21 protein-coding genes and 1 pseudogene are annotated in these 24,728 nt (G+C 57.1%); 14 read left to right on the forward strand and 8 right to left on the reverse strand.

What is annotated here, in order from left to right:
• Positions 1–63 precede the first annotated feature (63 nt).
• Positions 64–3,294 carry a carbamoyl-phosphate synthase large subunit gene (carB, locus tag K3556_RS12930; RefSeq protein WP_260517187.1) on the reverse strand — a complete coding sequence of 1,077 codons (3,231 nt, stop codon included), beginning with the start codon at positions 3,292–3,294 and terminating at the stop codon, positions 64–66.
• A 215-nt stretch (positions 3,295–3,509) separates the two neighbouring features.
• Positions 3,510–4,826, reverse strand: coding sequence for a glycosyltransferase family 87 protein (locus K3556_RS12935; protein WP_260517188.1), 1,317 nt, complete (start codon positions 4,824–4,826; stop codon positions 3,510–3,512).
• Between the two features lie 196 nt (positions 4,827–5,022).
• Between K3556_RS12935 and aspS the strand changes: the two genes are divergently transcribed.
• On the forward strand, positions 5,023–6,873 hold the full coding sequence (gene aspS, locus K3556_RS12940; RefSeq protein WP_260519256.1) for an aspartate--tRNA ligase: 1,851 nt from the start codon (positions 5,023–5,025) through the stop codon (positions 6,871–6,873).
• 493 nt (positions 6,874–7,366) lie between these two features.
• Here aspS and K3556_RS12945 read toward each other — a convergent pair whose 3' ends face one another.
• Entirely contained in the window at positions 7,367–8,086 is a 720-nt protein-coding gene (locus tag K3556_RS12945; RefSeq protein WP_260517189.1) for a response regulator transcription factor, read from the reverse strand.
• A gap of 169 nt (positions 8,087–8,255) precedes the next feature.
• Here K3556_RS12945 and mce point away from each other — a divergent pair, with 169 nt between their 5' ends.
• Together mce and K3556_RS12955 are read left to right on the forward strand one after the other, a co-directional pair.
• Positions 8,256–8,660, forward strand: a complete 405-nt coding sequence (mce, locus tag K3556_RS12950) for a methylmalonyl-CoA epimerase (RefSeq protein ID WP_260517190.1) — start codon at positions 8,256–8,258, stop codon at positions 8,658–8,660.
• Entirely contained in the window at positions 8,660–8,932 is a 273-nt protein-coding gene (locus tag K3556_RS12955) for a DUF1467 family protein (protein ID WP_260517191.1), read from the forward strand. Before mce ends, K3556_RS12955 begins: the two co-directional genes overlap by 1 nt.
• 24 nt (positions 8,933–8,956) lie before the next feature.
• Here the strand turns inward: K3556_RS12955 and K3556_RS12960 are convergent, their stop codons facing one another.
• Positions 8,957–9,706, reverse strand: coding sequence for a metallophosphoesterase (locus tag K3556_RS12960; RefSeq protein WP_260517192.1), 750 nt, complete (start codon positions 9,704–9,706; stop codon positions 8,957–8,959).
• A 106-nt stretch (positions 9,707–9,812) separates the two neighbouring features.
• Here K3556_RS12960 and K3556_RS12965 point away from each other — a divergent pair.
• Positions 9,813–10,495 (forward strand): annotated as a pseudogene (locus K3556_RS12965) (aquaporin).
• A gap of 49 nt (positions 10,496–10,544) precedes the next feature.
• On the opposite strand, the gene serA reads toward K3556_RS12965, so the two are convergent.
• Together serA and K3556_RS12975 are read right to left on the reverse strand one after the other, a co-directional pair.
• Positions 10,545–12,140 carry a phosphoglycerate dehydrogenase gene (gene serA / locus K3556_RS12970; RefSeq protein ID WP_260517193.1) on the reverse strand — a complete coding sequence of 532 codons (1,596 nt, stop codon included), beginning with the start codon at positions 12,138–12,140 and terminating at the stop codon, positions 10,545–10,547.
• Between the two features lie 65 nt (positions 12,141–12,205).
• The gene (locus tag K3556_RS12975; protein WP_260517194.1) at positions 12,206–13,351 is read right to left on the reverse strand and encodes a phosphoserine transaminase; all 1,146 of its coding nucleotides are present in this window, start codon (positions 13,349–13,351) and stop codon (positions 12,206–12,208) included.
• A gap of 232 nt (positions 13,352–13,583) precedes the next feature.
• On the opposite strand from K3556_RS12975, the gene K3556_RS12980 reads away from it, so the two are divergent.
• Genes K3556_RS12980 through K3556_RS12990 form a run of 3 tightly spaced genes read left to right on the forward strand, consistent with a single transcriptional unit; the run spans position 13,584 to position 16,097 of the window.
• A complete protein-coding gene (locus K3556_RS12980; protein ID WP_260517195.1) occupies positions 13,584–14,456 on the forward strand; it encodes a Stf0 sulfotransferase family protein in 873 nt (290 codons plus the stop codon).
• 11 nt (positions 14,457–14,467) lie between these two features.
• On the forward strand, positions 14,468–15,346 hold the full coding sequence (serB, locus tag K3556_RS12985) for a phosphoserine phosphatase SerB (protein ID WP_260517196.1): 879 nt from the start codon (positions 14,468–14,470) through the stop codon (positions 15,344–15,346).
• Positions 15,339–16,097, forward strand: a complete 759-nt coding sequence (locus K3556_RS12990) for a TSUP family transporter (RefSeq protein ID WP_260517197.1) — start codon at positions 15,339–15,341, stop codon at positions 16,095–16,097. The genes serB and K3556_RS12990 overlap by 8 nt, the downstream gene beginning before the upstream one ends.
• Here K3556_RS12990 and K3556_RS12995 read toward each other — a convergent pair.
• Positions 16,094–17,092: an asparaginase gene (locus tag K3556_RS12995; protein ID WP_260517198.1), complete on the reverse strand. Its 999-nt coding sequence runs from the start codon at positions 17,090–17,092 to the stop codon at positions 16,094–16,096. The two genes, K3556_RS12990 and K3556_RS12995, sit on opposite strands and share 4 nt — an antisense overlap.
• Positions 17,093–17,274: 182 nt before the next feature.
• On the opposite strand from K3556_RS12995, the gene K3556_RS13000 reads away from it, so the two are divergent.
• The 6 genes from K3556_RS13000 to K3556_RS13025 all read left to right on the forward strand — a co-directional run bounded on the left by K3556_RS13000 (position 17,275) and on the right by K3556_RS13025 (position 22,718).
• A complete protein-coding gene (locus K3556_RS13000) occupies positions 17,275–17,802 on the forward strand; it encodes an invasion associated locus B family protein (RefSeq protein WP_260517199.1) in 528 nt (175 codons plus the stop codon).
• Positions 17,803–17,909: 107 nt separating this feature from the next.
• Positions 17,910–19,100: a 23S rRNA (adenine(2503)-C(2))-methyltransferase RlmN gene (gene rlmN / locus K3556_RS13005; RefSeq protein ID WP_260517200.1), complete on the forward strand. Its 1,191-nt coding sequence runs from the start codon at positions 17,910–17,912 to the stop codon at positions 19,098–19,100.
• A gap of 264 nt (positions 19,101–19,364) precedes the next feature.
• On the forward strand, positions 19,365–20,819 hold the full coding sequence (locus K3556_RS13010) for a sensor histidine kinase (protein WP_260517201.1): 1,455 nt from the start codon (positions 19,365–19,367) through the stop codon (positions 20,817–20,819).
• The gene (locus K3556_RS13015; protein ID WP_260517202.1) at positions 20,816–21,424 is read left to right on the forward strand and encodes a response regulator transcription factor; all 609 of its coding nucleotides are present in this window, start codon (positions 20,816–20,818) and stop codon (positions 21,422–21,424) included. Before K3556_RS13010 ends, K3556_RS13015 begins: the two co-directional genes overlap by 4 nt.
• Before the next feature lie 91 nt (positions 21,425–21,515).
• Positions 21,516–21,998, forward strand: coding sequence for a GlcG/HbpS family heme-binding protein (locus tag K3556_RS13020; RefSeq protein WP_260517203.1), 483 nt, complete (start codon positions 21,516–21,518; stop codon positions 21,996–21,998).
• A gap of 54 nt (positions 21,999–22,052) precedes the next feature.
• Positions 22,053–22,718 carry an ankyrin repeat domain-containing protein gene (locus tag K3556_RS13025; RefSeq protein WP_260517204.1) on the forward strand — a complete coding sequence of 222 codons (666 nt, stop codon included), beginning with the start codon at positions 22,053–22,055 and terminating at the stop codon, positions 22,716–22,718.
• 133 nt (positions 22,719–22,851) lie between these two features.
• On the opposite strand, the gene K3556_RS13030 is transcribed toward K3556_RS13025, so the two are convergent.
• Entirely contained in the window at positions 22,852–23,694 is an 843-nt protein-coding gene (locus tag K3556_RS13030; RefSeq protein ID WP_260517205.1) for a TIGR00730 family Rossman fold protein, read from the reverse strand.
• A 187-nt stretch (positions 23,695–23,881) separates the two neighbouring features.
• On the opposite strand from K3556_RS13030, the gene dapD reads away from it, so the two are divergent.
• Positions 23,882–24,709, forward strand: a complete 828-nt coding sequence (gene dapD / locus K3556_RS13035) for a 2,3,4,5-tetrahydropyridine-2,6-dicarboxylate N-succinyltransferase (protein WP_260517206.1) — start codon at positions 23,882–23,884, stop codon at positions 24,707–24,709.
• Positions 24,710–24,728: the final 19 nt, after the last annotated feature.

Here is a 24,728-nt window from a genome sequence, read left to right on the forward strand (position 1 = left end):
CCCAATCATACCATAAATGAAGGGGCTCGGCATATCCTTACCGAACCCCTTGTTTTCAAGATGTTACGCGCTTTGGAGCGGTCTGACCTCTATTTCGCGCTCACCGCGGGCTTTCATGGCGCTGGCGGCTGCGTGGCTGGCTGCGAGGGTTGTAAAATATGGGATCTTTGACATCAGTGCGACGTTACGCATTTCGCGGCTGTCGTTAACGGACTGCGTGCCTTCGGTCGTGTTCATGACCAGATGCACCTCGCCATCCTTCATGCGGTCAACGATGTTTCGACCATGCTCATACACCTTGGCGACTGTCTCGGTTTCCACGCCATTTTCCGACAGGAACGACGCAGTGCCGCGGGTGGCGAGAATGGTAAAACCCTGTTCTTTCAACAATCTGGCCGTCTCGGCCAGTTGTTCGGTCTTGTCACCCTCTTTGATCGACAGGAAAACATTGCCTTGCGTTGGCAAGACGGTTCCAGCGCCAAGCTGCGCTTTCAAGAATGCCATTGCAAAGCTTTTGTCTGCGCCCATCACCTCGCCCGTCGACCGCATTTCCGGGCCCAGAAGCGTATCAACGCCGGGGAAGCGGGCAAACGGCAACACAGCCTCTTTGACCGCAAAACTGTCAATCTCGGGATTGACCAGATCAAACGCTCCCAGCTTTTCGCCTGCCATGACACGCGCCGCAATTGACGCGATCGGGGACAACACAGCCTTGGCTACAAATGGCACAGTGCGCGAGGCCCGCGGGTTCACCTCGATCAGATAGATCTCGTTGTCTTTGACGGCGAACTGCACGTTCATCAGACCCACGACGTTCAACGCCAAGGCAAGTGCTTTGGATTGTTCGCGCAGACCAAGGATAATTTCGGGACTAAGACTGTAAGGCGGCAGTGAACAAGCGCTGTCGCCCGAGTGAACACCCGCCTCTTCGATGTGCTGCATGATACCGGCGACATGAACGCTTTCACCGTCGCACAGCGCATCCACATCCACCTCGACCGCGCCTGACAGGTAGCTGTCAAGCAGCACAGGGCTGTCGCCTGAAACCACCACAGCCTCGGCGATGTAGCGTTCCAGTTGCGCCATATCGCGCACGATTTCCATTGCGCGGCCACCCAGAACATAGGACGGGCGGATCACCAGCGGGAAGCCGATATCCTCGGCAATCGCAAGGGCTTCGGCATCGGTCGAGGCGATACCGTTCTTGGGCTGCTTCAGGCCAAGTTGGTTGACCAGCGCCTGGAACCGTTCGCGATCTTCAGCAAGGTCAATCGCGTCCGGGGTGGTGCCAAGGATCGGAATGCCCTCGGCCTCCAGCGCGTTGGCCAGTTTCAGGGGCGTCTGACCGCCAAATTGGACGATCACACCGTGCAGCGTGCCATTCTCCAACTCTTTCGTCAGAATCTCCATCACATGCTCAAAAGTCAGCGGCTCGAAATACAGACGGTCCGAGGTGTCATAGTCGGTCGAAACCGTCTCGGGGTTGCAGTTGATCATGATCGTTTCATAGCCCGCCTCGGTCAGCGCGAAACACGCGTGACAGCAGCAGTAATCGAATTCGATCCCCTGCCCGATCCGGTTCGGGCCACCACCAAGAATGACCACTTTCTTGCGATCTGACGGGCGGGCTTCGCACTCGACATCACCCATCATTGGGGCTTCATAGGTCGAATACATATAGGGTGTTTGCGCTTCAAATTCGGCGGCACAAGTGTCGATGCGTTTGAACACGGCGTTGACGCCAACCTTGCGGCGGGCGCTGCGCACATCGCTTTCCTTGAAGCCCGTCAGCTTGGCCAAACGCGCATCAGTAAAGCCCATCATCTTGAGCTTACGTAAACCGGCTTCGTCAGACGGCAAACCGCTTTCTTTGACGGCGGCCTCGGTTTCGATAATCTCGCGAATACGCGCAAGGAACCATGGGTCAAAGGCCGTACAGGCCTGAATATCCTTGTCGGACATGCCAAAGCGCATGGCTTGCGCGATTTTCAGAATACGGTCGGGGCGCTGTTCGGAAATGGCCTTGATGATGGCGGCTTGATCGGGCGCGCCGGGGATGTTGATCTCGTCAAACCCGGTCAGGCCGGTTTCCATCGAGGCCAGTGCTTTTTGCAGGCTTTCGTGGATGGTGCGGCCGATCGACATAACCTCGCCCACAGATTTCATCGCGGTGGTCAGCTCAGGTTTGGCACCGGGGAATTTCTCGAAGGCAAAGCGCGGAATTTTCGTCACGACATAGTCAATTGTCGGCTCAAAGCTCGCAGGCGTCACTTTGGTGATGTCATTGTCCAGCTCGTCCAGCGTATAGCCAACCGCCAGCTTCGCGGCGATTTTGGCAATCGGGAAACCCGTGGCCTTCGAGGCCAGCGCCGAGGACCGCGACACACGCGGGTTCATTTCGATCACCACCATGCGGCCGTCTTCCGGGTTCACCGCCCATTGCACGTTCGATCCGCCGGTTTCGACGCCAATCTCGCGCAGAACGTTGATCGAATGCGTACGCATCAGTTGATATTCTTTGTCGGTCAAGGTCAGCGCAGGCGCGACGGTGATTGAATCGCCCGTATGCACCCCCATCGGGTCGACGTTCTCGATGGAACAGACGATGATTGCGTTGTCAGCGGTGTCGCGCACCACCTCCATCTCGAACTCTTTCCAGCCCAAAAGACTTTCGTCGATCAGGATCTGGCTAACCGGCGAGGCATCTAGGCCGGTGCGGCAATAGTGCTCGTATTCCTCGCGGTTATACGCGACACCACCGCCGGTACCGCCAAGTGTAAAGGCCGGGCGAATAATCGCGGGCATACCCACATAATCAATCGCGTCCAGGCATTCCTGCATGGTGTTCGCGATGGTGGCTTTCGGGTTTTCAATTCCCAGACGATCCATCGCTTCGCGAAACAGCTTGCGGTCCTCGGCCATTTCAATGGCATCGCGTTTCGCGCCAATCAGTTCGACATTGTATTTGGCAAGCACGCCCAGATCGTCCAGTTTCAGCGCGGTGTTCAATCCTGTTTGTCCGCCCATTGTGGGCAGCAAGGCGTCCGGGCGTTCCTTTTCAATGATCTTCGTAACCACGTCAGCGGTAATCGGTTCGATATACGTGGCATCCGCCATGTCCGGATCGGTCATTATCGTTGCTGGGTTCGAGTTCACCAGAATGACCCGGTACCCTTCTTCACGCAGCGCCTTGCACGCCTGCGCCCCGGAATAATCAAATTCGCAAGCCTGCCCAATGATGATAGGCCCCGCGCCGATGATCATGATTGAGTTGATATCGGTTCTTTTAGGCATGATGACCCCCATCGGCAGACTGGATCGCGGCCGGGATTCTCACCCGCGCGCAAATTGTCGTGGGTTATAGAGAAGGGGGCATATTGCGCAAGCCCTGATTGGGGTCAGTGGTGAGGTTTGGTAGGGCAGAACCGCCAATACAGACCGGAGTATCGCAGAACGGCGCAGTTATTCTGAAACAAAAGCGCTGCGGCTTCCGGACCGGACGCAGTCATTCACGAAACCTGCATTTTTGCGGTCATGCGCAGCACACCCACAAAGACGAGTACCGCAAGCAAGAAATGAAACATCATCTGAGGGATAAATGACCACCAGATTTCATCGAAATAAAGATAAAGGGGCAGCGAATATCCCACGAGCAGAAGGGCGAATAACAAAAGCACCCGATGGCTTTTTGAGTACTCAAGAACTCCCGGCAACAGCATCGTCGGTAAGATTAGGTAATGTATCCAACCCAACGGGCTGGTGAACAACAGCACCAAAGAAATCAGGATCAATCGGCTCCAGATGCGTGCTCGCGGTGATAACCCGCGCGACATAAGAAAAGTCGCAACCACACCCACTACAAACGACAGGCTCACAATCCAGCTGATCCAGCGCGGTGGAAAGATGAACTCCGGTTCTTCCACCCTCCACGAGAAATCACCGGTGAACACCAACCACAGCTGATAGAGTTCTATTTCCAGACCCAGATTAATCCGGCTGAGCATTGTCCCACCATCCAATTCGGCGAGTTTCGCCAGAAATGCCGCATGGAGCGGCCAGCCAGCCACAGAGACTGACAAAACCGCCAAAATACCACCTATCAGGGTGAAACTGGCCAGTGCCCGCCAATTCCGCTCCATCAGAAAAATGATAATGAACATCGCTGGCGCCAGTTTGACGGCAGCGGCCAGCGCCAGCCACCCACCGGATTGGACAGGCCTGTTGTCCGCCAAGCAGCAGAACGATAACAGGATCAAGAAGCAGACGCCGATCTGCGGTTGGCCCAAGTTCAATGCGAGGTGAGAGATGCTGCTTGTTGCAAGCAAAATCACCAGAAAAAGCGCCCAATTCAGTGCTCGCACGTTGGCAGGTCGAAGTAACCGAAATCCCAGCCAAATCATTCCAAGAAATGCCGCTACGTTTGCACAAAGCACAACTTTGGCCACAGTCCCGAAGCCCAGGAAAGCCGTGACGGGCGCAAGAAGAGCGGCCCAAAGAGGTGGATAAACATACGGCGCATAGTGATATATCGGCTCACCATAGGTCGCTGCGATCACTTCTGTCGCATTGCGCCATGCCTCGGGAGTTTCGTTCCAGAAAAAATTGCCATCCGACTGGTAAACGAAGTCAAACAGCCCCTGCTCATAGAATTGCGCAGCAACATACAGTGCAGCAAAGTCATGCGGAAAGGTTGACCAGTAACCCGACAGCAAAACGGCAGACAGGCAGCCTAGCAAAATGGCCAGCTTCGGAAAATCCGGCAACCCGGCGAAGGTGGACCCCGATCCGGTCACCACCGGCTCGGTTGGTTCAAATTTGTTACTCAAAATAGTCCGTGCCTCCGAAATACAATACCTATCAGGACGGTTCTTTTGCGGTTTCTATCGGCATTGTGCATCTGGGAAAACATTTTAGCGCCTTTGAAACCGTCTTTTCCGCGCGATGTTGCCGCTTCGGCTTGACTTTGCGTGCCAAGGCGGGTGTATCGGCGCGATACATATGAACCGCTCGACGGGGGCACCCATGCACGCTTTTCGCAGCCACACTTGCGCTGAACTGAACAAATCGAATGTAGGCGACACGGTTCGCCTGTCTGGTTGGGTCCATCGGGTCCGCGATCATGGCGGCATTCTTTTCATCGACCTGCGCGACCATTACGGCATCACGCAAGTGCTCTGCGACCCCGACAGCCCGGTCTTCGCCGAGATGGAGAAGGTGCGGTCGGAATGGTGCATACGCATTGACGGCAACGTGAAGGCCCGCGACGCTGATCTGGTAAACGATAAAATCCCCACAGGCGAGATCGAAGTCTTCGTGCGCGATTTGGAGGTGCTGGGCGCCTCCGAGGAGCTGCCACTGATGGTCTTCGGCGATCAGGAATACCCAGAGGAAACGCGCCTGAAATACCGCTTCCTTGACCTGCGCCGCGAGGTGATGCAGGAAAACATGAAACTGCGCTCGGACGTTGTGGCCTCGATGCGCAAGCGAATGTGGGATCAGGATTTCCGCGAATATCAAACGCCGATCATCACAGCGTCGAGCCCTGAAGGCGCGCGCGACTTCCTTGTGCCGTCGCGTCTGCACCCCGGCAAATTCTATGCCCTGCCGCAAGCCCCGCAGCAGTTCAAACAGCTGATGATGGTCGCCGGGTTCGACAAATACTTCCAAATCGCACCCTGCTTCCGTGACGAAGACCCGCGCGCGGACCGGTCGCCCACCGACTTCTATCAACTGGACATGGAGATGTCCTTTGTCACCCAACAGGACGTGTTCGACACAATCCAACCGGTGTTGAAAGGTGTGTTCGAAGAGTTTGGCGGCGGGCGCAAAGTCGATCAGGATTGGCCACAGATTTCCTATAAGGATGCCGCCCTTTGGTATGGCACCGACAAGCCGGACCTGCGCAACCCGATCAAAATGCAGGTTGTCTCGGATCATTTCCGCGGTTCGGGCTTTGCGATTTTCGCCAAGCTGCTGGAACAGGACGGCACTGAAATCCGCGCCATTCCTGCACCAACCGGCGGCTCGCGCAAGTTCTGTGACCGGATGAACAAGTTTGCGCAGGAACAGGGTCTGCCCGGCATGGGCTATATCTTCTGGCGCGAAAAGACCGCAGATTCAGTGGCACAGGAGCTTGGCATTCCAGTCAAAGACGCGCAGGCCAAACTGAAGTCCGGTGAAGTTGAAGGCGGCATGGAAGCCGCAGGCCCCTTGGCCAAGAACATTGGCCCCGAACGCACAGAAGCCATTCGCCAGCAATTGGGGCTGGGAGTCGGCGATGCGGCCTTCTTCCTTGGCGGAAAGCCCAAAGCGTTCGAACCCGTAGCCGGGCGCGCACGCAACGTCATTGGGGACGAGTTGAACCTGCTGGACAGGGATCGTTTTGCGTTTGCGTGGATCGTGGATTTCCCGATCTTCCAAATGGATGACGAAACCGGCAAGCTGGATTTCGACCACAACCCCTTCTCGATGCCGCAAGGCGGGATGGAAGCCCTTCAGGGCGATCCGCTGACTGTGCGTGGCTATCAGTATGACCTGACCTGCAACGGGTATGAGCTGGTATCGGGCGCGATCCGAAACCACAAACCCGAGATTATGTTCAAGGCATTTGAACTGGCTGGATATGGCGAAGACGAAGTGCGCAAGCGCTTTGGCGGCATGGTCAACGCGTTCCAATATGGCGCCCCCCCGCATGGTGGCTGTGCGGCCGGTGTGGACCGCATTGTGATGTTGCTTGCCGATCAGGAAAACATTCGCGAGGTGGTGATGTTCCCGATGAACCAACGCGCAGAGGATCTGATGATGAACGCACCAAGTGCGCCACTGAACGAGCAGTTGCGCGAGCTGCACCTGCGCGTCATCCCTCAGGAATAAAGGCGGGCCCGGTCAACGGGCTGACTACAAAAAGTAAAGGGTGCGTGTGAACCACACGCACCCTCGTTTTTGTCCGGCGGCAGCTCGCCGGAAAAACACTCTTGATCAACAACCAGTTACAGGACGGGTCTTGATCATATTAATGAGTTGCATCGCTCAACCCGACTTATGGTCAGGCTACAGTCAGAACCAGTGCGGTTGCCATCATGGCTGCACCGGATACCAAGACCGTCCAATCGATCACAGCATTGCCAAACTCGTCATCCGCGAACCGTTTAATTAGGCTTTTCATAATATAACCCTCGTAGAAACTTTCTGCTCACTCCGTCTGATATTTTTTTGCCATCAGAATTGGGCGGAAATGAGGTGCTCCTCGGCCAATTTCGTGCACCGGAAAGGTAATTTCACGGCAGCGGCTGGGTGCCGTAACGTCAGCCCAAAGCCCGCCGAAAGGCGTGCGGCAACAGGATTACCGCGGACTTGCAGCCTTGAGTCACAGCACCTGTCGGTCGGCCAGCCGATCCTGAACCATCCCTTCAACACGCGCCAGATCCGGTCCCGTTCCGCGTCCCTCGGCACGCGCCTGTGCAAGGCTCGTCGCGGCCGCTTCAAGAGGGTTGTCATGGGCACTGCGCGCCAGAACGCCCAGAAACTGCGCGATATAGTCCTGCGTCGGCCCATCCACCCCATCGCGTATCAGCGCGGCGGCATGACTTAGATCATCTTGAAACGCCAATTCGTCAGGCGCGATTATGTCTTGCGGGATGGCACGAGGTGTCGGCGGGCCTTCGGCCGGCGGGAGAACCGACAGAATGCTGTTCTGGAACTCGGCCAGACTGTCAACGGGTTTAGCCAAAAATCCGTCCGCGCCTGCCTGGATCGCGCGGTCGCGGGTGGTGTCATCACCGCTCATCGCCAAAAGCACCGGAACCCGGATGGAATCGGCTGCCAATTCGGCAATCAGGTCGGCACCTGATCCGTCCGGCAGCCCCATATCCACGATCACAATCGAAGGTCGGTAAACCCGCAAATGCCGATGCGCCGCGCGAAGGCTGTCTGCGCGTCGAATGCGCGCGCCTGATCGCAGACTGAGCAGTCGGATCGCTTCGGATGCAAATCGGCTGTCTTCGACCACCAGAACAGTCAATCCCTGTAAAGGGCGGTCGGCAGTTGGGGGGGTGCCCATCATGAATAATTCAAGGTCATCGCTCATCAGCTTTCTCCTTACGCGGATCAAATTGCGCGAAAACTGCCTAATAACTGGTTAAGCCAGCACGCGTGGCGCTGTTTTTTCCGATGCGGCACTGCAGCACTTGCCCGGCTGGCACAAGCCCGGCATAACCAATCCAAGATTTGTCTGTATTTCGAATGGGAGAGAAAACATGATTGGACGTCTCAATCACGTGGCGATCGCCGTGCCGGATCTTGAAGCCGCGGCCGCGCAGTATCGCGACACACTTGGCGCAGAAGTCGGCGCTCCGCAGGACGAACCCGACCACGGTGTGACCGTAGTTTTCATCAATCTACCCAACACCAAGATCGAACTGCTTTACCCCTTTGGTGACGCATCGCCGATCGCTGGGTTCCTTGAAAAGAACCCGTCCGGCGGCATCCACCATATCTGTTACGAGGTCGACGACATCATCGCCGCACGCGACAAGCTGCAAGCCTCGGGCGCACGTGTGTTGGGCACCGGAGAGCCCAAGATCGGCGCACATGGCAAGCCCGTCCTGTTTTTGCACCCCAAGGACTTCAACGGCACGCTGGTCGAGCTGGAGCAGGTCTGATGTCCATCACCGCCGCCATTGTCCTTTACGTGGTGATCTGGTTCGTAACCATGTTCGTTGTGCTGCCCATCGGCCTGCGCACCCAAGGGGACGAAGGCAAAGTGCTGCGCGGCACCCATGCGGGCGCTCCTGCCAATTTCCGGCTGGGACGCACCGCGATCATCGTCACGATAATCGGAACAGTCATATGGGCGATTGTGGCGGGGATTATCGTCTCGGGTTGGATCACGGTCGAGGATATCGACTGGTTCAACCGGCTGGACGACACCTAAAGGACGGCAGGCCTGGCGTGCCGCCTATGGCGTAGCCCCTTGTTTGGCTGGCACCCGACCCTCTGGCGACAAACGCCACACATCGCGCCCTTCGATCACCACGGCGGTCAGTGTCTTTCCATGCCCTGCCCCGGTATCGATATTCACCCGGTTGCCATAATGCGTCACCGCATCCACCGGTGTGTGGCCGTGCACGATCAGCGGTCCGTGATCAACGTTTGAGTTGTGGAACTCCTGACGAATCCAGCACAGATCATCCTCGGTCTGTTCGGTCAAAGGAACACCGGGGCGAATCCCTGCATGAACAAAACAAACCTCGCCGTGCTGGTACATGGCAGGTAGTGCCTCCAGAAAGTCACGGTGGGTTTGGGGCACAGCAGCACGGGCTTCGGGATGCAGCTGATAGGTGCGGATCCCGTCTGGCACCCCAACGCCATAGCTTGCCAGTGTCTCGACGCCGCCAAGTCGCGGGTGCAGCCAGTTATGGTCGATCAACAGCTGGGTATCGACCATCGGGTGTTCCTGCAGAAACATCGACATCATGCGATCATGGTTGCCTTTCAGGACAATCCAGTTTTCGCCGCGCGCTTGCCCGGCCATAAGATAGCCGATCACGCCGCGCGCATCCGGTCCACGGTCCACAAGGTCGCCGATATGCACAACAGGTGCCCCTTCGTCGCCGCAGCGCGCGCGGTCTTCGGCTATCAACGCGTGAACAGCCTGCAACTTGTCCAAGTTACCATGGATATCCCCAATTGCATATGTCCGAACCATGATTTGCCCTTTGACTTGCGGTGCTAAACTTATGGGTTTTCCCCGCGACCTGAAACTTTCGTTTCGCGATAACACCCTTGACGCACACTTATCAGGGAGACGCGAAATGAAACAAGCGATTGCGGAATTTATTGGGACAATGACTCTTGTCCTGTTTGGTTGCGGCGCGGCAGTGATCGCCGGCGCCGATATTGGCCTGACTGGGATCAGCTTCGCCTTTGGCCTTGCACTGATCGGCATGGCCTATGGCATTGGCGGCGTTTCTGGGTGCCATATTAACCCGGCCGTCACAGTCGGGGCCGTTGTAGCTGGTCGGTTGCCAGCGTCAAAAGCTGGCACTTACATTGTGGCGCAAGTTGCAGGTGCAACCGTTGGGGCGGCGATCCTGTATTTAATCGCCTCTGGTAAAGGCGGCGGCTTCGATGTGGCAACGTCGGGCCTTGGTCAAAACGGATGGGGCGCGGGTTATCTTGGTGAATACACGATGATCGCTGCCTTATCTTTGAACTGGTAGCGACCTTCCTGTTCGTGGTGGTCATCCTGGGCGCAACAGGCGCAGGCGCACCCGGCGCGGTGGCTGGTATCGCGATTGGCCTGACACTGGTGGTGATCCACCTGGTCGGCATCAACGTGACCGGCGTTTCCGTGAACCCGGCGCGATCATTTGGTCCGGCACTGTTTGCGGGCGGGCATGCGATCGGACAGCTTTGGCTGTTTATCGTCGCACCTATTCTTGGCGCGGTTGGCGCCGGGGTCCTGTTCAAAACAGGTCTTTTGGACGCCGAATAACAAAAAAGGCCCCGGTTATCTCCGGGGCCTTTTTCGTCAGGGCGATGGTCTATTGAACTTCAAAGGCCAGCGGCTTCACCGAATTGAAAAGACCCGTATCACATAGGGCTTTCAGCACAGTGTCCGGGATCGGATTGTCGACATAGAGCAGCGCAATCGCATCGCCGCCCGTATCTTTTCGACCCAAAGTGAAGTTCGCGATATTCACGCCATGTGCCCCCATTGTATTGCCCAAGGCGCCAATGATGCCCGGCTCATCGTTGTTGGTGGTGTAGAGCATGTGACTGCCTATCTCGGCATCAATGTTGATACCTTTGATCTGGATAAAGCGCGGTTTTCCGTCCGAGAAGACCGTGCCCGCAATCGAACGCTCACGGTTTTCCGTCACCACGGTCAGTTTGATATAGCCATCAAACGATCCGCCTTTGGCCTGCGTGGTGGTCGAGGTTTTGATCCCCCGATCCGCAGCTACAACAGGCGCAGACACCATGTTCACATCCGGCAAGACAGGTTTCATCAGCCCTGCCAGAACAGCACAATCCAGCGCTTTCAGATTCATCTCGGACGCGACACCATCGTAAAGAATGTTTACGGCCTTGATTGGACCTTCTGTCAGCTGCCCGACAAATGCGCCCAGATGTTCGGCCAGTTTGATCCATGGCCCCATGACCTTGGCTTCCTCGGCCGTAACAGACGGCATGTTCAACGCGTTTTGCACCGCACCGGTCAGCAGGTAATCCGACATCTGCTCGGCCACCTGAAGCGCCACGTTTTCCTGCGCCTCAGTCGTAGCGGCCCCAAGATGCGGGGTGCAGACGACGTTGGGCAGGCCAAACAGTGGGTTTTCTATGGCGGGTTCCACGGCGAACACATCGAACGCCGCACCGGCTACGTGACCGGATTTCAACAGGTCCGCCAATGCCTCTTCATCGACCAGACCACCACGGGCGCAGTTGATGATCCGAACGCCGTTCTTAGTTTTCTCAAGGTTTTCGCGGCTCAGGATATTGCGGGTCTGTTCGATCAGCGGCACGTGCAGCGTGATGAAGTCAGCGCGCTTCAAAAGCTCGTCCAGCTCAACCTTTTCGACACCCATTTTGTCGGCTTTCTTCTGTGACAAGAACGGATCAAAGGCGATGACTTTCATTTTCAAGCCCAGCGCGCGATCGCAGACGATGCCACCGATATTGCCCGCACCGATGACGCCCAGCGTCTTGTTGGTCAGCTCGACCCCCATGAACTTCGACTTTTCCCACTTTCCGGCATGGGTCGAGGCAGAGGCCTCGGGTATCTGGCGCGCGACAGCGAACATCATCGCGATGGCGTGTTCGGCGGTGGTGATCATGTTGCCAAACGGTGTGTTCATGACGATCACACCTTTCTTGGACGCGGCAACCTTGTCCACGTTATCGGTGCCGATCCCGGCGCGCGCGACCACTTTCAGGTTGGTGGCCGCTTCCAGGATTTTGTCAGTCACCTTGGTTGCCGAGCGGATGGCCAAGCCATCATATTCGCCAATCCTGGCCAAGAGAGCGTCTTTGTCCTTGCCCAGCGCGGGCTCGAAATCAACGTCGATGCCGCGATCACGGAAAATCTGAACGGCGGTTTCTGAGAGTTTATCAGATACGAGTACTTTGGGGGCCATCTGTCTGGTCCTTTTCACAAAGATGTTGGGGGGGTGCCCCGCGCTTTGGAACGCAGGGCGAAATCTTATTGAGCGGCGATCTCGGCGTTGAACGCCCAGTCGAGCCACGGCATCAGGGCGTCAACGTCCGAGGTTTCGACCGTGCCACCACACCAGATCCGCAGACCTGCCGGGGCATCACGATAGGCTCCGATGTCCAGCGCCACGCCTTCAGCTTCCAACCGCTTGGCAACGGCCTTGGCAAACGCCGCGCCGTCCTTGATGCGGTCATCGGTAAACTTCAGACAAACCGAGGTGTTTGACAGCGTCGCCGGGTCATGCGCCAAGAAATCAATCCAGTCGCGCATCTCGACGAAGTCGGCAATCGCCTTGGTGTTGGCATCCGCGCGATGGATCAGACCTTCCAGCCCACCAACCGATTGCGCCCAGTCCAGCGCGAAAAGGTAATCCTCGACCGCCAGCATCGACGGCGTGTTGATGGTCGCGCCGGTGAAGATACCGTCGATCAGCTTGCCGCCCTTGGTCAGGCGGAAGATTTTCGGCAAGGGCCACGCAGGCGTATAGCTTTCCAGACGCTCAACAGCGCGCGGGCTGAGGATCAGCATGCCATGTGCAGCCTCGCCGCCCAGCACTTTCTGCCAGCTGAACGTGGTCACATCTAACTTGTCCCACGGCAGATCCATCGCAAACGCCGCCGAGGTCGCATCACAGATTGTCAGACCCTCGCGGTCTGCCGGGATCCAATCGCCATTCGGAACCCGCACACCCGAGGTGGTGCCGTTCCAAGTGAAAACAACATCGTTGGTGAAATCGACCGACGCCAGATCAGGAAGCTCACCGTAATCAGCTGTTTTAGCCACCGCATCCAGCTTCAGCTGCTTGGTCACGTCCGTGACCCAACCAGCGCCAAAGCTTTCCCACGCCAGCAGTTCGACCCCGCGTACGCCCAGAAGCGACCACAGCGCCATCTCGACCGCACCGGTGTCCGAGGCAGGCACGATGCCGATCTTATAGTCAGCTGGGATGCACAGAACGTCGCGTGTGCCTTCGATCGCGGCTTTCAGCTTGTCCTTGCCAATAGCGGCACGGTGCGAACGGCCAAGTGCCGCGTCCGACAACGCATCCAATGTCCATATGGGGGGTTTGGCACAAGGGCCAGAAGAAAAGCGCGGATTGGCCGGCCGCGTTGCCGGTTGAGAAATATCAGTCATGATACCCTTCCAGATATGAGCCCCTCGTTGGGGAGGGGTGTCCCACTGATCGACGTAAGGCGCATATCCGTCTGGCACAAGATCAAAAATGTCGTTATAGCCCCGCCGAGCGTCGGATTGTGGCGCTACCTGTCTACGATCGGAAACTTTCGCCCGCACAGATGTTCACATTGGTCTTGCCCGCAGGGGTGGGTGCATGATCAGTAAGCAGCAGACAGATAGGAAGCTCATCATGCCAGTGGCCAAGGCCCGCCCTTTTTTAGACCTGCTGAAACGCAGACGCGGATTCTTTCGACATGATGCGTTCGATCAAGACCTCTTTGATCGCATCATGGCAAAGCCAAAGCCCCACAATCTTTACGCCATCTTCTTCACGCCCCGAAGCGGCAGCACGCGGGTTACACGGCTGATTGGGGATGCAAAGCTGTCAAACCACCCCGGTGAATTCTTCAACGAATATTTCATCGACCAGATCGCGCAACGGCATTCGGCCCGCAACCTCAGAGAATTTGTCGATCTGATACAGCGCCACAGGCAACGGGGTGGCCAGTTCGGTTTTGAAATAACCTACAAACAACTCGCAACAACCTTTCTAACTGGTGGCCGTTTCCTATCTATTGTTAAACCCGATCACACGGCTTGGCTGATGCGGGAAGATATCGTCGCTCAGGCTGTGTCCGGTTCGCGATTAGTACAAACACAAGTGCCCCACACGCCGACAGCCGATCAGGTAAAGTTGGAAAAGGCAGAACAGCAATTCAGCTATGACGCACCTCAAATCGCAGCGATGATAAAGCGGATCATGTGGATGGAGGCGCGGACCGAAAAGCTGATCCAGCGCGCGAACTTGGATACGTTCAGGTTTTCCTACGAGATGACAAATGCACTTGGCCCCGAACGCACAACACGGCTGTTGGCGACAAAACTTGGCCTGCCTGTTCCCGCTGGCGAGGTGGTAGAACTGCACCAAAAGTTGCCGGGAACAAAAGGTCACGCGTTTGCCGAACGCTTTCGCGCAGAACATATGGCACTCGTTGCGAATGTTGAAGAACAACGCGCGCCGCTTCTTGCCTTCATCGAGAAACAAAAAGAACTTTACCTCTAACGGACCCAAACATGTACATCGCCACTCTTCTGACTGCCCCAGATGCCGCCAACCTTGACCCGGCCTTGGTTGATAACCTGCGCAACGCATGGGGCGGAAGTGCGGCGCTGTGGCTGTCTCCGGACGAAGCGGCCGAGTTTGCGTTGGCCCAATTGCCGGACAACCGATGGACGGTTTGGTCTGATCTTCAAAAGCTGGGCGTTGATTTGATTGTCCAACCCGAACAGGGACGGCGCAAAAAAATGCTGTTGGCGGATATGGATTCGACCATGATCCAGCAAGAATGCATCGACGAGTTGGCGGACGAAGCCGGCGTGGGCGCGCGGGTGAAAGACATCACGGCGCGCGCGATGAACGGCGAGTTGGATTTCGACGGCGCTTTGAAAGAGCGTGTTGGCCTGCTGGCAGGTCTGCCGGAAACCGTCATCGGCGACGTGCTGGCGCATCGGATCACCCTGATGCCGGGGGGCCGCGCGCTACTTGCGACGATGAAAGCGAACGGGGCTTATGCGGCGCTTGTTTCGGGCGGCTTCACGTCCTTTACGGCCCACGTTGCCGAAACGCTTGGCTTTGACGAAAACCGCGCGAATACGCTGTTGATTGCAGACGGGCAGCTGACCGGACAGGTCGGGCTGCCCATTCTGGGCCGCGAAGCAAAAGTCGCGGCACTGAAAGAAATCTCGGCCCGCCTTAACCTGACCCACGACGACGTGATGGCGGTGGGCGACGGCGCAAACGACCTTGGGATGTTGGAAATGGCAGGCGCAGGTGTGGCCCTACACGCCAAACCGTCGGTCGCAGCGCAATGTGACATCCGCATCAATCACGGCGACCTTACCGCGCTGCTTTATATTCAAGGCTACGCAAAGACCGAGTTCGCAGGTGTTTGACCTGACGACCGAAGTCGTCCTGTTGCTGATGGGCGCCGCCTTCGTGGCGGGCTTTGTGGACAGCATCGCAGGTGGAGGAGGGTTGATCACCCTGCCCGCCCTGCTGCTTGCAGGCGTGCCACCGGTTACCGCGCTGGCCACCAACAAGGTACAGGGGCTGTTCGGTGCAGGCATGGCGGCGGTCACATATGCCCGAGCCGGTCACGTGAACCTGCGCCGCCAACTGCGCGCTGCGGCATTATCCTTTGCTGGCGCCGTCATTGGCGCTTTGCTGGCAAGTTCACTGCCCACAGACCTTATTCGACTGGGTCTGCCTGTCTTGCTGATTGCGGTTGCGGTCTTTTTTGCCGTGAAGCCCGGCCTTGATGACATCGACAAGCAAGAGCGGATCACCCCAGTTTTGTTCACAATCACATTTGTCCCGCTGATCGGGTTCTATGACGGGCTGTTGGGGCCGGGTGCTGGCGCATTTTTCATGATCGGGTTTGTCAGCCTTGCGGGCTATGGCATTTTGCGCGCGACGGCCAATACCAAGCTGCTGAATTTCGCATCGAACCTAGGCGGGCTGGTGGGGTTCATGCTGGTTTCCCCACCCCTGTGGGCGCTTGGGCTGGCGATGGGTGTCGCCCAAATGGCCGGAGCTTATCTGGGGTCTACGCTTGCCTCGCGGATCGGGGCCAAGCTGATCAAACCTGTCTTGGTCATCGCCTCAAGCGCATTGGCGTTTAAACTGCTGGCAGAGTGGTTTTAGCGCAGTAATGCCGCGGAGGGCCTGATCTCACCGGTGTGCTGGCCAGCACGATTGAGAACATCCGGGTTCATCCGTTTTCTTACCATCGGATCATTCGCATCCAAGACCCCAAGCTTCACAAGAATGGCCGCGATCGCACATTCCGAGGCACGCGTGGCCCCGTCGGTGATTTTAAGTGCAACCCCCAGCTCTTGTTCTGGTAAAATCGCCACAAAGAACGCCTCGGCCCCAGTTTTCAAAACAGCTTTTCCTTTGGCGGCGCGCATCAATTCAGTGCAGGCGCGGGTTTCGCCAGCTACCAGCTCAGGGTGCAACATCATCGCCTCGCGCAATCTCACCGCTGCGTCGTGCCGTTTGTCGCCACCCGCTTTCGCCCCTGCAAAAGCCCCCATGGCACGGCCCATCCCCGCCAATGTCGAAGCGAAATTGGGGGCCGAGCAGCCATCAATCCCATAGCCGGGGCTGTCTTCGGCCGTGATATCCTCGAACGCGGCCTTGATGGTTTTTTGTATTGGGTGGTCAAGGTCCACATAGTCTGCGCCACCGCCCATATGGCGATTCAGGGTCAGAAAACCCGCGTGCTTGCCCGAGCAATTGTTGTGGATGCGGCAGGGGCTTGTGTCTGTCTTGATCAGGCCCACTCTGGCGTCCCTGTCATCTGGCATCTGTGGGCCGCACAACAGATCATCATTGCCCAGACCCATATCGGAAAGCCAACGGGTCACACGATCTGTATGAATGGCCGCACCTTGGTGGCTGGCACACGACAGCGCCAGTTGCTCGGTGGTCAGACCCGCAGCATCCGCCGCACCACTTTCAACCAAAGGAAGCGCCTGCAACATCTTGGCCGAGGATCGCGGTAAAATCACCTGATCGGGATTGCCCCACGCCTCGACAATCTCGCCTTTGGCACTGCAAATCACCGCATGGCCATGATGCTGGCTTTCAAGGATATCGCCTCTCCAAACCTCGACAAGACGCTCCGCCTGAGACATAGAATGCTCCTTTCCCTGTGAAACGCGCAAAAATCCGCCACAGGGGCTTTTATTACGCGCGCATTTCGCGCTAAACTCTGAGCACAGACTTGGAAACGACCCAAGCGCAACAGTCAAGGGCCGCGTCAGACGGTTGGGACACGCAAGGGCTTGAGGCAGTAGCAGCTGGAGGCTGTGTAAACATGATACGAACGATTTCAGGCGCGTTGTGCGCACTGGGTCTGTCGCTGGCGGCGACGGGCGTTTCCGCTCAGGAAAGCTCGAACCGGGTCGCAGCAAACACGGATTGGAGCGTGTTTGTAGAGGACAGCCCAAAAGAGTGTTGGAGCGTTTCGAGCCCAAAAGAAACGGTAAACACCAAGAATGGCCGCTCGGTCGCAGTGAAGCGGGGCAATATTCTGTTGTTCGTCAGCTATCGCCCCGGGCAGAAGGTTAAAGACGAGGTGTCGTTTACTGGCGGCTACCCTTTCGCCCCCGGATCGACAGTGTCGTTGCAGGTGGGTGATTCCACCTTCCAACTGTTCACAGATGGCGAATGGGCGTGGTCAGCATCGCCGGGCGATGATGCAAAGATCATTGCCGCGATGAAACGGGGCGCAAGTGCGGTTGCAAGTGCGCAAAGTTCGCGCGGAACCAAGACGCAAGACACGTTCAGCCTTCTTGGGTTCACGGCAGCTGTTGAAGAAGCCGGAAAACGCTGCGGAAGCTAAGCTGTAAGATGTTCACGAACTTCTGACACGCCATGGTACATTCCATGGCGTGACAAGCCATGTCTGCTACACTATAGACTGCCGCCTTGCACAGAATGGAACGCGCTATGGAACCCACCGCCCCGATCACACAGGATGTCATGACCATCCCTCGCAAAACCGACGACACGGGCAAGCGCAACCTCGTGGGGATGACGCGTGATCAATTGCGGGATGCGTTGATCGCTGTCGGAACCCCTGAGAAACAGGCCAAAATGCGGACAGGCCAGGTCTGGCAGTGGATTTACCAGTGGGGCGTGCGCGATTTCGACGTGATGACCAATCTGGCGAAACCATATCGCGCGTTGCTGGCCGAAAACTTCGTCATTGAGATCCCAGAGGTCGTGACGCGCCAAATCTCGGAAGATGGCACCCGCAAGTATCTTGTACGTATCGCAGGTGGGCACGAGGTCGAAGTCGTCTACATTCCCGAAGAAGGGCGCGGCACGTTGTGCATCAGCTCTCAGGTCGGGTGCACATTGACCTGTTCTTTCTGCCATACAGGCACTCAGAAACTGGTGCGCAACCTGACCTCGGCCGAGATTGTCGGACAGATCATGGTGGCGCGGGACGATCTGAACGAATGGCCCGAACCGGGCACGCGCAAACCGGACGAAGCCCGGTTGTTGTCCAATATCGTTCTGATGGGCATGGGCGAGCCGCTTTATAATTTTGAAAACGTGCGCGATGCGATGTTGATTGCCATGGACCCGGAAGGCATCCAGCTGTCGCGCCGTCGCATTACATTGTCGACATCAGGCGTCGTGCCCGAAATCGCCCGCACTGCCGAAGAAATCGGCTGCCTTCTGGCCATCAGCTTCCACGCCACCACGGACGAGGTGCGCGACAAGCTGGTCCCAATCAACAAACGCTGGAACATCGAAGAGCTGCTCAAAAGCCTCGCGGCCTATCCGAAAGTGTCCAACTCGGAACGGATCACCTTTGAATATGTGATGCTGAACGGGGTGAACGATTCCGTTGAAGACGCGCATCGTTTGGTCGATCACATCAAGCGCCACAAGATCGCCGCCAAGATCAACCTGATCCCCTTCAACGAATGGCCCGGGGCGCCCTATAAACGGTCGTCAAACAATCGGATTCACGCCTTTGCGGACATCATTCACGAGGCCGGTTTTGCCAGCCCCATTCGCAGACCTCGCGGCGAAGACATCATGGCCGCCTGCGGTCAGTTGAAGTCCGAGACCGAGCGCGCGCGGAAATCGAAGCGCCAAATCGAGGCTGAGGCGGGGTTGGGGTGAAGAAACCGTTGAATCGATGTCGGCTGTGAGCCCATTTTGTCCGATGCTGCACGCTGCATCAATGTCCGCTTCTTGGCGGGGATGAAAATGCAAAAGTGACGGGTCCTTTAGATATGGATATTCAATCTTGTTGGGATTGCGACGGGGCCTAGTGACCGTAGAAATACGGATTGGTGTTTGCGCCCGCACCTGCGATGAATGCAAATGCCTGTCTCATACTCAAATAATTTTTGGCGAAACGCTTTGCTATGGGCGTGTGCCGTGATGCTCGCGCTCAGCGGGTTGGCGTTCTTTGAACGGCAAAACTTGCTGCGTGAACTGACGGTCAAAAGTGAAACGCTGCATCGTTTGGCCTCTCAACGTGCGGATCAGCATGATGCGCATTTAACATCGTTGTCTGCGATTTTTGTGGCGGGCGGGGTTGCGCGAGAGGATTTATTGCTCGACGTGGCCGCGACGATAAAGAGGTTTTATCCACGGATTGTGTCGCTGAATGTCGTGCCATACGATCCGTCCCAACCCGTGATAGAAACGCAGCCTGGCCTCTCCACACAGACGAGGGAGCGCGTGGTTGAACTGGCCCGCCGCTCGACCGGGGCATTGCAAATCGGGCAAATGCCAGACTTGCCAGATCAATACCTGCTCGTGAAACGGACGCCCAATTCTAACGCAGCACAGCATGGTTTGGCCCTAGTGATCGACGCCCGCGCACTGATTGCAACAGATGATCCATTTTGGAATGGGACATCGGCGTCTTTGCGTCTTTCCACACCGGACGGCCAAACAGTGTTAGCAGGACAGCTGTCATCAGGCGAGTTTGGGTTTTCCAAACCACTTGGCAGTGCGTCTCAGCCTTTGGTATTTGAGACGTCTTTGGCCATCGGTCTCTCTGACCTTTTACCAGTCGGAAAAGTGGTCTCTGTCATCGCACTGGTCACGGTGGTCTTTTTGCTGTCAGCTTTCGGTTTCAAACAACGCGCGCACACAAAAGATGCAGAAAACCGCGCAAAACTTAGCGCGCAGGAAACCCGGCTGGCCCACGCCTCCCGCGTCAATGCGATGGGTGAAATGGCCAGCGGCATGGCGCATGAACTGGCGCAACCGCTGACCGCTATTCTGAGCCAGGCACAGGCTGGCCGCCACTTGGCGCGGCGTGGTGATGTTGAACGTCTTGGCACTATTTTGGACGACACGGTTTCCCAAGCACAGCGCGCGGCGAATATCCTTGATCGCCTAAGACGCTGGAGCAAACCAAACCGTGCGCCGTCTGAGGCCTGTTCCGTCCATGAAGCTATACAAAGCGTGCAGAACCTGCTGGCATTGGAGGCGAAGACAAAGGGGGCTGCCATTACCCTGTCGCTGCATGATGATCCGCTCTTTGTTGATGCTGATCCGGTCGAGTTGGAACAGGTTGTGTTTAATCTGGTGCGCAACGCACTTGATGCCTCAGACTCGGCACAGGTCACGATCCGTACGAATGTCGATGGTCATTCGGTTATTTTGGATGTCAGCGATACCGGACCGGGTGTCCCGGAACACCTTAAGCCCCGCATCTTTCAACCATTCGTGACAGGCAAAGCGGACGGAACGGGGCTTGGCCTCGCGCTGTGTCAAAGACTGGTTGAGGAAATGGGCGGTGAAATCATTTTGCTGGACGACACTGAGCAGACCACTTTCCGTATGTCCCTGCTACTCTCAAACAAGGCGGGGCCACAATGACCAACCATGTTTACCTCGTTGATGATGATGAGGGCGTGCGCAACGCGCTGAGCCTTCTGTTGGAAACCGTCGGGCTGAATGTGCGTAGCTTTGCGTCACCGGAGACATTCTTGGCGCAAGCGGCAGACCTGACGCCGGGCTGCCTGATCCTTGATATCCGGATGCCCGCGATCTCGGGTCTGAAACTACAAGAAAGGCTGACCGACCAAGGCGTGTCGTGGCCCACGGTGATCATCAGCGGGCACGGCGATATCGAAGCGTGCAGGCGCGCGTTTCGCAATGGGGCGATCGATTTTTTGAGCAAGCCAGTAGACGAACAAGACCTGATTGATGCAATCCAAAGGGGTCATGCAGAACTTGAAATACGCCGACAGGCTTCTGAGGAACGCGCAGAAGCGGTGGCGTTGGTGCAGCACCTGTCTACGCGGGAACAAGAAGTTCTTGAGATGATCGCAAAGGGTTTGACCACAAAGCAAATCGCAGATGCGCTGACCCTGTCGCCCCGCACGGTTGAAAGTCACCGTGCAGCGATTGCGGCCAAAGCGGGCACGTCTTCAGCGGCGGAACTCACGCGGTATTGGCTGGATGCAAAAGCGGATCAGTAGAACTACGGACACCTTTGTGGATGCTACGAATATCGCGGGTCAGCGCGGCGAATTACAAACGGAGCATCAGTTAAACAAAAGGAAATAAAAAATGATCCGTTCTATTGCTCTTGCGACCGCTCTGCTGACACCCATCGCAGCCTTCGCCCAAGACCTGCCCACAGCGCCTTTCCTGCCGCTCGATATGGCGACCACTGCCGCCCAAGCCGCCGTCGCCGCCTGCTCTGGCGAGGGCCACAATATCAGCGTAGCAATCGTCGCGCGCAGCGGCGAAACGAAGGCGCTTTTGCGTGCTGATAATGCAGGCCCGCATACTGTCGGTTCCAGCACAGGCAAAGCGTTCACATCCGCCAGCATGGGTCGTGATACGACAGGTCTTGCGGGCTTTATCGGCGGCAACCCTGAAAACGGCGGGCTGCGCGATATGGATAGCCGTCTGGTCATCCAGGCTGGCGGTCTGCCCATCCGGATCGGTGGTGCATTGGTCGGTGGTATCGGTGTTGGCGGCGCGCCATCCGGCGCAATCGACGAGACATGCGCCCGAGCAGGTCTTGACGCGATCGGTGCTGAGTAAACCACACCGTCCGCCCCTTGTTGGGGCGGGCCCCTCTCTTTGAAAGGTAACATCATGCTTCGTTCCCTCCTGTTCGCTTTGGCAATCAGCACCGCTGTGTCTGCCCATGCGCAAACAGCCCCGTCTGCCTCAGACATCGCGTCTTACACAGGCTTGCACCTTGCCGCCCACGAGGGCGACGTGGATGAGATCAACCGTCTGATCGCAGCAGGTGCCAATGTGGATATCCGAGATCGGTCACAGCGCACGCCCGCACATGTCGCAGCCTTTGCATCACATGATGACGCTCTGATCGCACTGGCCAATGGTGGAGCGGACATGAACGCCCTCGAAAACCGTGTTTACGATGTACTGACAATCGCAGCCGTCGCGGACGATCCCGAAATGGTATCGCTGGCAATGGAACTTGGAAACGAGCCAGACCTGATCACCAGCGTTTACGACGGCACGGCCTTGATCGCTGCGGCGCATCTCGGACATCACGACGTGGTCGCGCGTCTTGTCAAAGGCGGCGCACCGCTGAATCATATCAACAACCTGGCGTGGACCGCTTTGATAGAGGCTGTCATATTGGGCGACGGTGGCCCTGACCGCATCAAGACGGTGCAAATCCTTGTTGATGCAGGCGCTGAAAAATCCATCGGAGATCGCGATGGAGTGACGCCACTGCAACACGCCACGTCACGCGGCTACGCCGAAATGGTCGAAATCCTCAAATAAGAGGTATGGCGATGACCCTATCAAGTTTATGGCAGCCGCGTTCATCAAGGTCGTTGCCACCTTCCTGTAGCCGCCGTTGGCGCAACCGCAGCGAATGCTCACTATGTCCCGCATACCGGCCATTCACTCCCTTTTACCGCCCTGGCAGCTCCGTCCGCTTGTCCGTTGACGCCCAGTTATCAATCACGTCGACCGCCTCCTGAGCCGTTTCAACGAAACTGAACAGATCCAGATCCTCGGCGCTGATGGTCCCCGCGTCAGAGAGTGCGTCCCAGTTTACGATCTTGGTCCAGAAGTCGCGGCCAAACAGTAGGATCGGCACTTTCTTCATGCGGCCTGTCTGGATCAGGGTCAGGCTTTCGAACAGCTCGTCCAATGTTCCGAAACCGCCGGGAAAGATGGCGATGGCTTCAGCGCGCATCAGAAAATGCATCTTGCGAATGGCGAAATAGTGGAAGTTGAAGCAGAGGTCAGGCGTCACATATTCATTCGGTGCCTGTTCGTGCGGCAATACGATGTTCAAGCCAATAGAAACGCCGCCCGCGTCTTCTGCGCCGCGGTTCCCGGCCTCCATCACGCCGGGGCCGCCGCCCGTGACAACAACGTTTTCGCGGTGGTTGTTCACCTTCGACCGCAGCGTCATCAGGCGGGAAAATTCGCGGGCTTCGTCATAGAACCGGGACAAGTCCGCCAGCGTTTTGGTTCGGGCGCTATCTTTCTTTGCAGGTTCAGGGATGCGCGCACCACCAAACAGCACGACGGTCGATTCAACACCGTATTCCTGCATCATCAGTTCAGGTTTCAGAAGCTCCAGCTGCAGACGCACCGGACGCAATTCATCGCGACACATGAACTCCTGATCATCATAGGCCAGCTTATAGGCCTGCGCGCGGGTCTGTGGCGTGTCGGGTGTGTGATGCGCCGCTTCGCGGTCTTGCTGACTGTCGCGGAACGGATGGTTTCGGTCGTCTTTCATTGTCACTGATCCTGTCACTTGTGCGTTCTTACAAGAGCTAGCGCCTTTAAACACGAAGAACCAGTGCCACCTTTTCACACGGGCGCGACCCTGCCGGGATGGCGCAATTCATTGCACAAATCACCGTTCCGCCTTATAGGCCATTCCAGACCAAATTCACCCAACCTCATGCACGGAGCCCTTTGACATGTCGAACGCCCAACTCGAAGCTGCCATCGAAGCCGCCTGGGAGGCGCGCGACACAATCACCCCCGCGACCACCGGCGAAACCCGTGAGGCCATCGAAGATACGCTGAACGCGTTGGACGGGGGCAACTTGCGCGTGGCAGAACGTCAGGCGAACGGCGACTGGCATGTGAACCAGTGGGCCAAAAAGGCCGTGCTGCTGGGCTTCCGCCTGAAGGACATGGAAAAGCAGGACGGCGGTCCGCAAGGTGCTGGCTGGTGGGATAAGGTCGACAGCAAGTTCAAAGGTTGGGGCGACAATCAGTGGAAAGCCGCAGGCTTCCGCGCTGTCCCAAACTGCATCGTGCGCAAATCAGCCTTTATTGCGCCCGGCGTGGTCCTGATGCCCAGCTTCGTGAACCTTGGCGCATATGTCGACGAAGGCACGATGGTCGACACATGGGCAACCGTTGGATCTTGCGCCCAGATCGGCAAGAACGTCCACCTGTCGGGTGGCGTCGGTATCGGCGGCGTGCTGGAACCAATGCAAGCTGGTCCGACCATCATTGAAGACAACTGCTTCATCGGTGCGCGTTCGGAAGTTGTCGAAGGGTGTATCGTGCGCGAAGGGTCCGTGCTTGGTATGGGTGTCTTCATCGGCCAATCGACCAAGATCGTGGATCGCGAAACCGGCGAAGTCATGTATGGCGAAGTCCCGCCTTATTCGGTCGTGGTCGCAGGCTCGATGCCCTCGAAAAACGGGGTCAATCTGTATTGCGCCGTGATCGTGAAGCGTGTGGATGCAAAGACCCGGTCGAAAACCGGGATCAATGAACTGCTGCGAGACTGATACCCGCGCTCATTCGTCG

The sequence above is a fragment of the Aliiroseovarius sp. M344 genome (assembly GCF_025140835.1).
Classification (GTDB): Bacteria; Pseudomonadota; Alphaproteobacteria; order Rhodobacterales; family Rhodobacteraceae; genus Aliiroseovarius.